The organism is Catellatospora sp. NPDC049133, from assembly GCF_040648455.1.
GTDB lineage: Bacteria > Actinomycetota > Actinomycetes > Mycobacteriales > Micromonosporaceae > Catellatospora > Catellatospora aurea.
In genome coordinates this window covers 208903-222121 of record NZ_JBEZDT010000010.1, presented here as the reverse complement: position 1 = coordinate 222121, position 13219 = coordinate 208903, and the positions used below count along the sequence as shown (strand labels likewise).

The 13219-nt window shown below is 72.0% G+C and carries 14 protein-coding genes; 12 read left to right on the top strand and 2 right to left on the bottom strand.

All coding sequences use genetic code 11. The features are described from left to right. Positions 1-30: 30 nt before the first annotated feature. Positions 31-468, bottom strand: a complete 438-nt coding sequence (locus tag AB0B35_RS14150; protein WP_361044874.1) for a ferritin-like domain-containing protein — start codon at positions 466-468, stop codon at positions 31-33. Positions 469-583: 115 nt separating this feature from the next. Beyond that, positions 584-1102, bottom strand: coding sequence for a hypothetical protein (locus tag AB0B35_RS14145; protein WP_361044872.1), 519 nt, complete (start codon positions 1100-1102; stop codon positions 584-586). A 152-nt stretch (positions 1103-1254) separates the two neighbouring features. On the opposite strand from AB0B35_RS14145, the gene rimP reads away from it, so the two are divergent. From rimP to AB0B35_RS14085, 12 genes are all read left to right on the top strand, one after another. Continuing rightward, complete coding sequence (rimP, locus tag AB0B35_RS14140) at positions 1255-1911, top strand: ribosome maturation factor RimP (RefSeq protein WP_361044870.1); 657 nt, start codon at positions 1255-1257, stop codon at positions 1909-1911. After that, a complete protein-coding gene (gene nusA, locus AB0B35_RS14135) occupies positions 1908-2963 on the top strand; it encodes a transcription termination factor NusA (protein ID WP_360540997.1) in 1056 nt (351 codons plus the stop codon). Before rimP ends, nusA begins: the two co-directional genes overlap by 4 nt. A 69-nt stretch (positions 2964-3032) precedes the next feature. Beyond that, positions 3033-3299, top strand: a complete 267-nt coding sequence (locus AB0B35_RS14130; RefSeq protein WP_203736382.1) for a YlxR family protein — start codon at positions 3033-3035, stop codon at positions 3297-3299. Positions 3300-3519: 220 nt separating this feature from the next. Further along, on the top strand, positions 3520-6603 hold the full coding sequence (infB, locus tag AB0B35_RS14125) for a translation initiation factor IF-2 (RefSeq protein ID WP_361044868.1): 3084 nt from the start codon (positions 3520-3522) through the stop codon (positions 6601-6603). Positions 6604-6758: 155 nt separating this feature from the next. Then, positions 6759-7775 carry an SAM-dependent methyltransferase gene (locus AB0B35_RS14120; RefSeq protein ID WP_361044866.1) on the top strand — a complete coding sequence of 339 codons (1017 nt, stop codon included), beginning with the start codon at positions 6759-6761 and terminating at the stop codon, positions 7773-7775. Positions 7776-7796: 21 nt separating this feature from the next. Continuing rightward, the gene (locus AB0B35_RS14115) at positions 7797-8090 is read left to right on the top strand and encodes a DUF503 domain-containing protein (RefSeq protein WP_360530182.1); all 294 of its coding nucleotides are present in this window, start codon (positions 7797-7799) and stop codon (positions 8088-8090) included. Positions 8091-8309: 219 nt separating this feature from the next. Continuing rightward, positions 8310-8798, top strand: a complete 489-nt coding sequence (rbfA, locus tag AB0B35_RS14110; RefSeq protein WP_203693942.1) for a 30S ribosome-binding factor RbfA — start codon at positions 8310-8312, stop codon at positions 8796-8798. Further along, complete coding sequence (locus tag AB0B35_RS14105; protein ID WP_361044864.1) at positions 8795-9829, top strand: bifunctional oligoribonuclease/PAP phosphatase NrnA; 1035 nt, start codon at positions 8795-8797, stop codon at positions 9827-9829. The genes rbfA and AB0B35_RS14105 overlap by 4 nt, the downstream gene beginning before the upstream one ends. Positions 9830-9895: 66 nt before the next feature. Next, on the top strand, positions 9896-10303 hold the full coding sequence (locus tag AB0B35_RS14100; protein WP_361044862.1) for a hypothetical protein: 408 nt from the start codon (positions 9896-9898) through the stop codon (positions 10301-10303). Then, entirely contained in the window at positions 10300-10518 is a 219-nt protein-coding gene (locus tag AB0B35_RS14095; RefSeq protein ID WP_361044859.1) for a DUF6186 family protein, read from the top strand. Before AB0B35_RS14100 ends, AB0B35_RS14095 begins: the two co-directional genes overlap by 4 nt. Positions 10519-11106: 588 nt before the next feature. Continuing rightward, positions 11107-11883: a hypothetical protein gene (locus tag AB0B35_RS14090; RefSeq protein ID WP_361044856.1), complete on the top strand. Its 777-nt coding sequence runs from the start codon at positions 11107-11109 to the stop codon at positions 11881-11883. 5 nt (positions 11884-11888) lie between these two features. After that, complete coding sequence (locus AB0B35_RS14085) at positions 11889-13217, top strand: MATE family efflux transporter (RefSeq protein WP_361044853.1); 1329 nt, start codon at positions 11889-11891, stop codon at positions 13215-13217. The last annotated feature ends 2 nt before the right edge of the window (positions 13218-13219 follow it).

The window sequence follows — 13219 nt, the reverse complement described above, 5'->3', positions numbered from 1 at the left end:
ACGCCCGCCCCTGGTGGGACGGAAGGCCTGCTACTGGGTCTTGCGACCCGGGTACGGCACGGTGGCCGGGGCGATCTCGGCGAGCTTGCGCCAGCGGGTGCCGCGTACCGCGGCGTCGGTGTAGGCGACCAGGATCCGGCGGCGCACCTCGCCCTCGGCGTCGGCCAGCGCGGCCCGCCAGGTGGCCGCCACCCCGTCCTCGACGTAGGCGGCGAGCTTCAGCGCGGTGGCGTTGTCGGTCACCGGGAACGGCAGCGCGTAGCCCGCCTGGGCCACCGGCGCGGTCGCCTTCAGCTCGGCGAGCTGCACGAGCAGCGCGTCACGCCGGGTGCGGTGCATCTCCTCACCGGTTCGGGCCTCTTTCTGCGCCGACTTGTCGAGCCGCACCCCGAGCCGGGCGTACGCGAAGATCGCACTGTGCTCGGCACTCAGTGCCGCCTGCAGCCGCTCCACCAGCTTCTCGCTCACGCCTTCTCCTGCCTGCGGTCATGATCGCCCGACTTGCCAGGCACCTGGGCGAAACCGGCCTCAAGATACGCACACCTGCCCGGCAAGTCCGATGATCTTGGCGGGGTGGCCCGGGTCATACGAGCACCTCGGCGTGGGTGGCGCGGGCGGCGGCGATCTCGCCGACAAGTACGGCGCGCGATGTGGTGGTCGTTACACACGCCTCGGCGGCCTGCTTGGCGGCGGACGCCTCGGCCGTGCGCAGGCTCTTCAGGATCGCCTTGCGGTCGCCGGTCACCGGGGCGGTGCTTGGCGCGGTGAACGAGCTGGGCGAGGGCCGCGGGCTCATGATCGCGTCCAGGGCGGCGGCGTGGGTGCGGTGGGTCTCGCGCAGCGGGGTGAGCAGCGTGGTGAGGGTGGTGTCCGCGGCGAGCGCGGCGTCATAGGCCGCCACCAGGGCATAGGTGCCTGCCAGCAGGCCGGTCAGGGCATCCGGCGCGGGCGGGGTGTCCGGGCCCGGGTCGAGCAGGTCGCAGCCGGCCAGTGCGGCCCCGGCGAGCCCGGCCGCCGCCGTCGCGGCGCTCGCCCGCAGCAGCCGCCGTCGATTCGGTCGGAAACCCGCCGACCAGCTATGATCATTTCCCCGCGTACGCACCGCGCCAGTCTTCCTTAAGCCAGCCGCCGCTGCCACTCCGTGATCACGTGTCGGACGCCGCACGCGGCGACCGCAGCGCGCCGCTGGTCGTTGCCGCGTGCTCGCGGGTTACGCTCTGCGCAGTCGATGAATCACCGAGAGGGGTGCCCCAGATGGCTCAGCGTGGCCGTGCCTCAGGCCGACCGGCGGGCAAGGCGCCTGCCCGGACGGCGGCACCGGCTCCTGCCAGGACCTCTCCGGCCGAACTGGCGGCGCGCCGCGCCCGGTTGCAGGCCGTGATCGACCCCGTGGTGGCCGGCACCGGCTACGACCTGGAGGAGCTGTCGGTCAAGCAGGTCGGCCGGCGGCACCTGGTCCAGGTGGTCATCGACGGTGACGGCGGGGTGGGTCTGGACGCCATCGCCGACGTGTCCCGCGCGGTGTCGCGGGCGCTGGACGAGGCCGAGGAGTCCGGCACAGATCTGATCATGGGCGAGTACCAGTTGGAGGTCTCCTCGCCCGGAGTCGACCGGCCGCTGACGCTGCCGCGCCACTGGGCCCGCAACGTGGGCCGCCTGGTGAAGGTGAAGGCGGGGGAGAAGTCGCTGACCGGCCGGGTCCTCGACGCCGACGCCGACGGGATCACCCTCGACGTGGACGGCAAGGAGCACGCGCTGAGCTTCGACGCGCTGGGCCCGGGGCGTGTCCAGGTCGAGTTCAAGCGCATGAACGAGATCTCCGATGAGGAGCTCGCGGAGTTCGACGACGACTCGTCCGACGACGAGGAGCTCGACGACGACGAGCGGGACGACGAGGGGGAAGAGCGGTGAACATCGATCTTGCGGCGCTCCGGGCGCTGGCACGCGACAAGGAGATCTCCGAGGAGACCATCCTGCAGGCCATCGAGTCTGCGCTGCTCACTGCGTACCGGCACACCGAGGGCGCGCAGTCGCATGCGCGCGTGGAGATCAACCGCCAGTCCGGTGCGGCCGTGGTGTACGCGCAGGAGTACGGCGGCGAGGGTGAGCTGCTGCGGGAGTGGGACGACACCCCGCACGACTTCGGCCGGATCGCGGCGATGACGGCCAAGCAGGTCATCCTGCAGCGCCTGCGCGAGGCCACCGACGAGGTGCACTTCGGGGAGTACGTCAACCGCGACGGCGACCTGGTCACCGGCGTGATCCAGGCGCACGAGACGCGTACCGAGAAGGGCATCGTCTCGGTCGACCTGGGCAAGGTCGAGGCCGTGCTGCCGCAGTCGGAGCAGGTGCCGGGCGAGACCTACCCGCACGGCCAGCGCATCCGCTGCGTCGTGGTGCACGTGGCCAAGAGCTTCCGCGGCCCGCAGGTGACGCTGTCGCGCTCGCACCCGGCGCTGGTGAAGAAGCTGTTCGCACTGGAGGTTCCAGAGATCGCCGACGGCACCGTCGAGATCGCCGCGATCGCCCGCGAGGCCGGTCACCGCACCAAGATCGCGGTACGGTCCACCGTGCCCGGGGTCAACCCGAAGGGCGCCTGCATCGGCCCGATGGGCCAGCGCGTGCGCGCGGTGATGAGTGAACTGCACGGCGAAAAGATCGACATCATCGACTGGTCGGACGACCCGGCGGAGTTCGTGGGCAACGCGCTCTCCCCGGCCAAGGCCCTGAAGGTCGAAGTGGTGGATCTCGCAACGCGTGCGGCGCGCGTCACGGTGCCCGACTACCAGCTCTCGCTGGCGATCGGCAGGGAGGGGCAGAATGCCAGGTTGGCTGCCCGTCTGACCGGTTGGCGCATCGACATCCGCTCCGACGCGGCCGACTCCGGGTCGGCGCAGCCGCGCGGACCGCGTCCCGCGGCCGATCACGAGACGGAGCCGGGCGGCACTCCCGTCTCCGCGTAGGGGTAGACTCATCAGGTGGTACGACGCTCGCGGCCCGCACCGCTTGTGGCGGCCTCATCAGTCACGCCTGTGCCGCCTCCGGTGCGCACGTGCGTCGGATGCAGGCAGCGGGCGTCCGCTACCGAACTGCTCCGCGTCGTGGCGGTGGCGTCGGGAGCTGACCAGTTCAGTCTCCGACCCGACCCGCGACGCAGATTGACCGGCCGTGGTGCCCACGTGCACCCGACAGCGGCCTGTCTCGAGCTGGCGCTGCGACGTCGTGCCTTCGGGCGCGCGCTGCGGATAACCGGGGTCATCGACACCGGGGAGCTGGCCGGGGCGATCCACGGACCGTGACCGGTTCAGGGATCACGAACCGATCCGAAGGATCACCGCCAGACCATCACGGGGTGGCGGACCACCGTAGGCGGCGGCCTCATCAGCCCCGTCTGAGGATCAAGCAAGGTAGGACTACCGGCATGGGCACACGATGAAGTCGCAAAAATGATCAGGCTTCAAGTGCACAAGTGAGGTCGTAGCGGGTCACTGCCCGTGCGACCTCGGAGTGAGGAGTGCAGTGGCAGGCAAGGCCCGCGTACACGAGCTTGCTAAGGAGCTCGGCGTCGAGAGCAAGAACGTTCTCGCCAAACTCAAGGAGATGGGCGAGTTCGTCAAGTCCGCGTCGAGCACCGTAGAGGCTCCCGTCGCCCGTCGGCTGAAGGACGCCTTCGCGGCCGGCTCGGGAGCGCCCAGCGCCCCGAGTGCGCCGTCGGCGCCCCCGGCAGCGGCGACCACGGCGGCGACCGCGAACGAACCACGGGTGACGGCTAGGCCGGCGCCCCCCAAGAAGCCCTCGGCGCCCATGAAGCCGAAGGCACCGACCTCCATGGTCCCGCCGACCCCGGTGACGAAGCCGGCCAGCGCCCATGACATCGAGGTCGCCGCAGCCGAGGCCCGCGCTTCGGCGCTCAAGGCCGAGCAGGAGGCCTCCGTCCGGGCGGCCCAGCAGGCCGCCAAGCAGCGTGAGGACCAGCCCCGCGGCGACGGCCCGAAGCCCAGCTTCATGCCGCCCCGTCCCGGGTCCAGCGCGGCCGGCGCAGGCCGTCCGGCGGCTCCGGCCGGCCGTCCCGGCGTGCCCGGTGGCGAGCGCCGCGACGGGCGTCCCGGTGGCCCGCGTCCCGAGGGCGGCCGCGACGGCCGTCCGAGCGGTCCGCGCCCCGACGGCGGCAACCGTGAGGGCCGTCCGGCCGCTCCCGGCGCCGGTCGTCCGCCGCGCAGCGGTGGCAACAACCCGTTCGGCATCTCGCAGGGTGGCGGCGCTCCGTCGCGTCCGTCCCCGGCCGGCATGCCGCGTCCCAACCCGGCCTCGATGCCGCCTCGGCCCAGCCCGGCTTCCATGCCGCCGCGGCCGAACCCGGCGTCGATGCCCAGCCAGCGTCCGGCCCGTCCGGGCGGCGGCGCGGGTCGTCCCGGTGGTCCCGGTGGCGGCGCGGGCCGTCCCGGCGGTCCCGGTGGCGGCGGCTTCCGCGGCGGCCCCGGTGGCGGCGGCGGTGGCGGCTTCCGTGGCGGTCCCGGTGGCGGCGGTGGCGCCGGCACGGGCTTCCGTCCCGGTGGCGGCGCGCCCGGTGGCGGCGGCGGTTACCGCGGCGGTCCCGGTGGTGGCACCGGTGGCCCGCCGGCGGGTGGCGCAGGCCGTCCGGGTGGCGGTGCCGGCGGTCGCGGCCGTGGTGGCGGCGCTGCCGGTGCGTTCGGTCGTGGCGGCGGCAAGTCGCGCGGCCGCAAGTCCAAGAAGCAGCGGCGTCAAGAGTTCGACAACCTGTCCGCGCCCACGATGAGCTCGGGCGCACCGCGTGGCCAGGGGCAGCAGCTCCGGCTGCCGCGCGGCGCGTCGCTGTCGGACTTCGCCGAGCGCATCAACGCCAACCCGGGCTCGCTCGTCCAGGAGATGTTCAACCTGGGTGAGATGGTCACGGCGACGCAGTCGTGCACGGACGAGACGCTGATGCTGCTCGGCGAGCACCTCGGCTTCGAGGTGCAGATCGTCAGCCCCGAGGACGAGGACCGCGAGCTGCTCGCGCGCTTCAACATCGACCTCGACGCCGACATCGACGAGGAGCGCCTGGTCAGCCGGCCGCCGGTGGTGACCGTCATGGGTCACGTCGACCACGGTAAGACCAAGCTGCTGGACGCGATCCGGTCGGCGAACGTGGTCGAGGGCGAGGCCGGCGGCATCACCCAGCACATCGGCGCGTACCAGGTGCACGTTCAGCACGAGGGTGAAGACCGGGCGATCACGTTCATCGACACCCCGGGTCACGAGGCGTTCACCGCCATGCGTGCCCGTGGTGCCCAGGCCACCGACATCGTCGTGCTGGTCGTGGCGGCCGACGACGGCGTCATGCCGCAGACGATCGAGGCGCTCAACCACGCCAAGGCGGCCGATGTGCCGATCGTGGTCGCGGTGAACAAGGTCGACAAGCCGGAGGCCAACCCGGGCAAGGTGCGTCAGCAGCTGACCGAGTACGGCCTGGTCGCCGAGGAGTACGGCGGCGAGACCATGTTCGTCGACATCTCCGCCAAGAGCCGTCTCAACATCGACGGCCTCCTGGAGGCGGTGCTGCTGACCGCGGACGCGTCGCTGGAGCTGCTGGCTCCGATCGACGGGCACGCCCAGGGTCTGGCCATCGAGGCCCGGCTCGACAAGGGCCGCGGCCCGGTGGCGACGGTCCTGGTGCAGAAGGGCACCCTGAACGTCGGCGACTCGATCGTGGCGGGCAACGCCTACGGTCGCGTCCGGGCGATGCTCGACGAGAACGGCCACCCGCTGGCCGAGGCGGGCCCCGCCCGTCCGGTCATGGTGCTCGGTCTGACCGCGGTGCCGGGTGCGGGTGACACCTTCCTGGCCGCCGACGACGACCGGACCGTGCGCCAGATCGCCGAGCAGCGCCAGGCCCGCAAGCGGGCGGCCGAGCAGGCGAGCCTGCGCGGTCGGGTCTCCCTGGAGAACCTGCTCGAGAAGATCAAGGAGGGCGAGCGCACCTCGCTCGACCTCATCATCAAGGGCGACGTTTCCGGTTCCGTGGAGGCACTGGAGGACGCGCTGGTCGCGCTGCCGATCCCGGAGGAGATCCAGCTTCGGATCATCCACCGCGGCGTCGGTGCGATCACGGAGAACGACGTCAACCTGGCGTCGGCCTCGGCGAACTCGACCGCGATCATCATCGGCTTCAACGTGCGGCCGATGGACCAGGCACGCGACCTGGCCGAGCGCAACGGCGTGGAGATCCGTTACTACACGGTCATCTACCAGGCCATCGAGGAGATCGAGGCGGCCCTCAAGGGCATGCTCAAGCCGGAGTACGAGGAGCACGCGCTGGGTTCGGCGGAGGTCCGCGAGGTCTTCCGTTCGTCCAAGGTGGGTCTCATCGCCGGCTGCATCGTCCGGTCGGGTCTCATCCGCCGCAACGCCAAGGCGCGGGTCGTCCGCGACGGCGCGGTCGTGGCGGAGACCGCCTCGATCAGCTCGCTCAAGCGGTTCAAGGACGACGCGACGGAGGTCCGCGAGGGCTTCGAGTGTGGTCTGACCCTGGGTGGCTACAACAACCTGCAGGTGGGCGACATCATCGAGACCTACGAGATGCGCGAGAAGCCGCGGGTGTGATCCCGTGACGCGGGGCGGGGCCCCGGTGCTGTTCGGCACCGGAGTCCCGCCCCGCTCCATGTCCGCGCGTGCGCGGGTAGCAGCTCAGGCGTGGTGAGCGGGCAACAGTTCAGGCGTGATCGTCGTTGAGAAGGCGGCGGAGGGAGTTGGCACAGGTGGCTAGGTACGGGCTTCTGGTGGCGCCGTCGGCGAACCGGGTCTACACGCAGTCGGCGCCGGAGTTGATGGCGGCCGAGCTGGCGGTGTTCTCCGAGCGGGCGCTGGGCGGGCGGATCGAGCCGGCCGAGGTCGTCGAGTTCGCGGGGCGGCCGTACCTGACGTTCGAGGTCGAGGACGGTGTGCTCGGGGCCGACGAGCTGCGGGTGCTGGCGAACCTGTCGTCGGCGTACGCCCTGTTCGAGATGGTCGAGGGCGGGCTGCTGCGGCCGCTGGGCGAGCCGTCGCTGGACCGCTTCGACGACGACCTGATCACCATCCAGAAGTACGCCGGCAAGACCAACGAGCACTTCACCAAGCTGCTGCTCAACGTCACCGTGCTGGCCACGTCCTGGGCCGATCAGCTGCTCACCAAGCGGTTCACCGTGCTCGACCCGGTCGCCGGCCGGGGCACCACGCTCAACCAGGCGCTGATGTACGGCTGGGACGCGGTCGGCATCGAGCTCGACGGCAAGGACGTCGAGGCGTACAGCGCGTTCCTCAAGACCTGGCTCAAGAACAAGCGGATCAAGCACACCACCGACATGACGCCGCTGCGCCGCGAGGGCAAGCGGCTCGGCCGCCGCTTCGACGCCCGCATCGGCGACGTGCGGGACCAGCCGCAGCACCTCTCGCTTTTCGAAGCGGACACGATCCAGTCCCGGGCGCTGCTGAAGGGCAACTCGGTCGACGTGATCGCGGCCGACCTGCCGTACGGCGTGGTCCACGGCAGCCGCAGCGCCAAGGGCCTGTCCCGCGGCCCGCAGGAGCTGCTGGAGGAGGCGCTGCCGGGCTGGTCGTCCCTGCTGCGCCCCGGCGGCGCGCTGGGCATCTCCTGGAACACCCATGTGGCCCCGCGCGAGGACGCGCTGGACCTGCTGGAGGAGCACGGACTGGAGGCCGTCGACTACGAGGGCTTCGAGCACCGCGTCGACCAGGCCATCACCCGGGACATTCTGGTGGCCCGCAAGGTGTGACCTGGCGTACTGTCATCGCTCGTGCATACCGGAACATCCGTTTTCGACCTGCTCCTGCCGGGTGACTCCCGGTCGCTGAAGGAGAAGCGGTCGTACATCCGTCCGATCATCGCGGCGCTGAAGAAGTACGAGGTGGCCGTCGCCGAGGTCGGGGCCATGGAGCTGCACGGGCGCGCCGAGATCGGCGTGGCCGTGGTCGCCGCCGACCCGGCCCACGTGAATGAGGTCCTCGACAACTGCGAGCGCCTCGTGGTGGGCCGCCCGGAGGTCGAGGTCCTCTCGGTCAAACGCCGCTGGTACGGCGACGACGATTGAATGGCGCCCGCCTTCGCGGGCGCGGCCGAACAGAGGACGGCCGCAGGTGTATTCGTGATCACAGTCCCTGGGCTGGTTAGGCGTCCGGGCTCCGCTCCCACGAATGAGGGTCGGGCCCGGCGGGTAGTGTCATGGTGTTGGTTTCGACCCTGGCTCGTCACCGCGGCCGGCGTGAGTCGGCGCGGGCGCGCCGTGGTCGTCGGTCGCGGAGGTGACGTGATGGCTGATCCGGCCAAGGTTCGCAAGCATGCGGAGCGAGTGCGAGAGCTCGTCGCATCGGCGGTTCGTACCCAGATCAAGGACCCCAGGCTGGGGATGATCACGATCACGGACGCGCGGATCACCGCCGACCTGCGCGAGGCGACCGTCTTCTACACCGTGCTCGGCGACGCCGAGGAGCAGGCCGGCACTGCCGCGGCGCTGGAGAGCGCGAAGGGCATGCTGCGCGGCGTGGTGGGCCGGGCGCTGGGCCTGCGCCACTCGCCGTCGCTGGCGTTCGTCTCCGACGACGTGCAGGAGCACGTGAAGCACATCGACGACCTGCTCGCCGAGGCGAAGCAGCGCGACGAGCAGGTGCAGCAGCTGGCCGCGGGCGCGGCGTACGCCGGTGAGGCGCAGCCGTACAAGGTCGAGGAAGACGACGACGAGGGCTCGTCGGACGACGATGACGAGGACGAGCCGGCGCTGCGCGCGGCAGCTCAGCGGTGAAGGCGACCACGCCGGCCGCCGGGACCACGGGCCGCCCGACCGAGCAGGATTGGGCCGCCGCGGTCGACGCGGTGCGTTCCGGCCTGCGGCCGGGGGCCCGGGTCCTGCTGGTGTGCCACGTCAACCCCGACGGTGACGCGCTGGGCAGCATGCTGGGCTTCGCCCAGGGGCTGCGCCGGCTCGGCGTGACCTCGCTGCAGTGCACCTTCCCCGGCCCGCTCACGGTTCCGGAGCCGCTGCACATGCCGGCGATGGACCTGCTGATCCCCGAGTCCGAGGCCGACCCGGCCCCGGACCTGCTGGTGACCTTCGACGCGGCCAGCGAGTCGCGGCTGGGCGCGCTGGTGGACCGGCTGGAGACGGCGACGGTCAGCCTGGTGCTGGACCATCACGCCTCCAACACCGGCTTCGGCAAGGTGTCGCTGGTCGACCCGTTCGCCGCCGCGACCTCGGTGGTCGCCGCGGAACTGCTGCGCCGCCTGGACGTGCCGCTGGACCGGGACATGGCCGAGTGCCTGTACATCGCCCTGGTCACCGACACCGGCTCGTTCAAGTTCGACCTGACCACGCCCGAGGTGCACGAGCTCGCGGCACGGCTGGTGGCGACGGGCATCGACGTCGGGGCCATCTCGCGCCGCATCTTCGACAGCCGCCCGTTCGGCGCGGTGCGCCTGTTCGGTGAGGTGATGGGCCGTGCCCAGCTGGAGCCGGCGTCGGCGGGCGGGCGCGGGCTCGTGTACGCCGTGGCCACGCTGGCCGACCTGGCCAAGCACGACCAGCCGCCGTACGTGCTGGAGGCGCTCATCGACTCGGTGCGCTGCGTGGCCGAGGCCGACGTGGCGCTGCTGCTCAAGCAGGTCGCGCCCACCGAGTGGGCGGTCTCCATGCGCAGCAAGGGCGGCGCGGACGTGAGCCTGATCGCGGTCGCCATGGGCGGCGGCGGGCATCGGCTGGCGGCCGGCTTCACCGGCCACGGCAATGCCGAAGAGATCATCGACGCGGTACGCGACCGCCTGGCGGCGCAAAGCTGATCACCGAGACCGGCTTCCGGGTGGAAAGATCTCCCGGAAGACCGGTCAACGGAGCACAATCAGGTCATGGAACAGCGTCCTGAGCTCACCGTCGAGCCGGTGTCGCCCTGGGCGCGGGCACAGGTCATGCTGCCGGTGTTCGTCCCGTTCGCGCTGATCGGCGGGCTGCTTCCCTCGTTCTCGCTGGCCGCGAACCTGTACGTGCTGGCGCTGGGCGGCGGTCTGATGCTGGCGGGCCTGTCCTCGCGCCTGCCGCGCCGGGCCGCGCCGGTGGCCCTGCTGCCCGGGGTGGCGTGGTGGCTGGTCCCGGTGGGCGTGTTCGCGATCGCCGAGATCGTCACCTTCGCCATGGGCTCCACGCACGACTACCCGACGCTGTCCCTGCTGGCCGACCCGCTGCTCGACGGCTACCTGCTGCGGTCCATGGCGTACTTCGCCTGGCTCGCCGGTTTCTGGGGGCTGGTGCGCCGATGACTCTGACCCGTTTCCTCGCCATCGCCGGGTTCGTGCTCGCCGGGCTCGCGGTGCTCGCCGTCGAGTGGGCCGCCCGCCGCCCGGACTCCCGCATCCCGACCATCGGCGACGTATCCGCCCTCGTCATGCGCTATGACATCGGCGGAATCCCGGTCGGCCGCCTCGCCCTGCTCAGCTTCTGGTTCTGGCTCGGCTGGCACTTCCTCGCCCGCTGACCCGCCCCCCGCCTCCGCGCGCGCCCCGCCTCCGCGCGCCGCAACCCTGAAGAGTTGCGGCGCTTTAGGTCCTTCGACGCCGCGACTCTTTGAGAGTTGCGGCGCGGGGCGAGTGCGGTCGGTGTGGATGTGATGGATCAGCAATCGGACATATCCGACTGGTCGTGCGTTAAGGCGACGTTCAGCAGGGGTGTCGTGTGCTTGACGTTCCGTGATGTGGGAACAGCTGTGCAGGATGTGGACCTGAACGATAGTTTTGCCTCTAGCGGTACCGCCTGTGGTCCACAACGACCTGCGGCTTCCGCGGCAGTCACACCGGCGATACAGCTCGGCGATCCCGAGAGCGGCGGCGGACTAGACGAGCACGGCGCGTCCCTGACGCGATCGCGCGACGAAGTTGACCCGTTGTTGTTCTGGAAGGACCGTGCCATGCCCACGTCGAAGAAGCCCCAGCCGCAGCCCACCGAGGAAGAGCGCGAGCGCGAGCAGGCCCGCCGCGCCCTGCAGACCTCCATGGACACCCGGCAGTAGTCCACCCCGCAGGAAACGGGGACCCGGCGGGGTGATCGCTGCGTCTACGCTGTCGTGATGTCCTCGACAGCCGCGCCGGCGGCCCCCGCCATCGACGAAATCCTCGCCGACCTGGCACTGCAGACCCGCCGGCAGCGTATCGCGGCCTGGGCCGCCGGCGGTGCCGGCCTGCCGGCCGCCGCTGTCGTCGCGAGCCTGCCGGACGAAGTCTGGATCGGACAGCTGCTGTCCGGTGGGGTGGCACTGTCCATCGTCGTCGGCCATCACCTCGCCGTACGGCCGCTGTGGCGGCTGCGCCGCGCGCCGGTGCTGGCCCCGCTGGCCCCGGCGGGCTTCGTGACCGCCGCTTCGCCGCGCAGCCTCGCGGCCCCGGCCTACCTGCTGACGCTCGCCGGGTACGCGTGGGGCGTGGGCGCTGACGGTGTGGCCGTCGGAGCCCTGCTGCTCGCCGTGCTGACAGGACTGCGCCCGGCACGGGTCGTGCTCACACCCGGTGCCGTGCTCGTCCGTCGCCTCCGCACGCGGCGAGTGCCGTGGGCACAGCTCACCGGGGTGCGGGTGACGAATTCAGGGCTGGCCGACGAGCTGTCGCTCGCCGTGGACGTGCCCGGCCGAGGGCTGGGGACCGTTCGCGCCCCGCTCAACCCGCTCGACGTCGACCGGGCGTTCCTCCTCCACCTGCTGCGGCACTACGCCGCCGTGCCCGAGGACCGGACGGCGATCGGCGCGCCGGCCGAACTCGCCCGCCGCCGCAGGGACTACCTGGCCGCCCCCGGGCCGGCTGTCGATCCGGTCACCGATTCGGGCCTGGAGCCCGCCGCGGCAGTACCGTGACCGCTGTGCGACAGCAATCCGCGACCGACTACCGCCGGATCGCGTCGCTGGCGCTGCCGGCGCTGGTGGTGCTCGCCGCCGAACCCCTCTACGTGCTGGTCGACACCGCCGTGGTGGGCCACCTGGGCCGCGTGCCGCTGGCCGCGCTCGGCATGGCCGGCACCGTGCTCGGGCTGGCCGTCTGGCTCGGCAACGTGCTGGCGTACGGGACCACGGGCCGGGCCGCGCGCCGCTTCGGAGCGGGCGACCGGGCCGGGGCCGTGCAGGAGGGCGTGCAGGCGTCCTGGCTGGCCGTGCTCGCCGGACTGGGGCTGGTCGTCGCGGCGCAGCTGTTCGCCGGGCCGCTGACCCGGGCGCTGTCCGGCAACGGCCCCGAGTCCGCCGAGGTCGCCGCGCAGGCCGAGCTGTGGCTGCGGGTCGCCTGCCTGGGCGCGCCGTTCATCCTGCTGGCGATGGCCGGCAACGGCTGGATGCGCGGGGTGCAGGACACCCGCCGCCCGCTGCGGTACGTGCTCGGCGCGAACCTCGCCTCGGCCGTGCTGTGCCCGTTGCTGGTGTACGGGCTGGGCTGGGGCATGGTCGGCTCGGCCTGGGCCAACGTGGTCGCGCAGGCCGCCTCGGGCGGGTTGTTCCTGCGGGCGCTGGTCGTGGAGCGGGTGCCGCTCGCGCCGCACTGGCACGTGCTGCGCCGCCAGTTGTCGGTCAACGGCAACCTGATCGTGCGGGGCGCGGCCTTCCAGGCCTGCTTCCTGTCCGCGGCGGCGGTGGCGGCCCGGTTCGGCGCGGCCGCGCTGGCCGCCCACCAGATCGCCCTGCAGCTGTGGTTCTTCAGCGCGCTGGTGCTGGACTCGGTGGCGATCGCCGCACAGTCGCTGGTCGGCGCGGAGCTGGGGGCCGGGGACGCGCCCGCGGCCAAGCGCACCGCGCGCCGCATCGCCTGGCTGGGCGGCTGGTGCGGGGTCGCGTTCGCCGTCGTGCTCGGCGCGGGCGTGGCGGTGCTGCCCGCGCTGTTCGTCGACGATCCCGCGGTATGGGAGCAGACGGCGCTGATCTGGCCGTGGTTCCTGGTGCTGCTCCCACTGGGCGGACTCGTGTTCGCCCTCGACGGGGTGCTGATCGGTGCCGGCGACGTGGCATACCTGCGCAACCTGACGATCGTCGCGGCGGTGGCCGGCTTCCTGCCGCTGACCTGGCTGGCGTACTACCTCGACCTCGGCCTGAGCGGGGTGTGGGCAGGGCTGACCATGTTCATGGTGGTGCGTTTCGTGGCCCTGCTGCTGAGGATGCGCACCGGCGGCTGGGCCGTGCCGAGCCCGGTTCCCACCTCGCCCTAGGC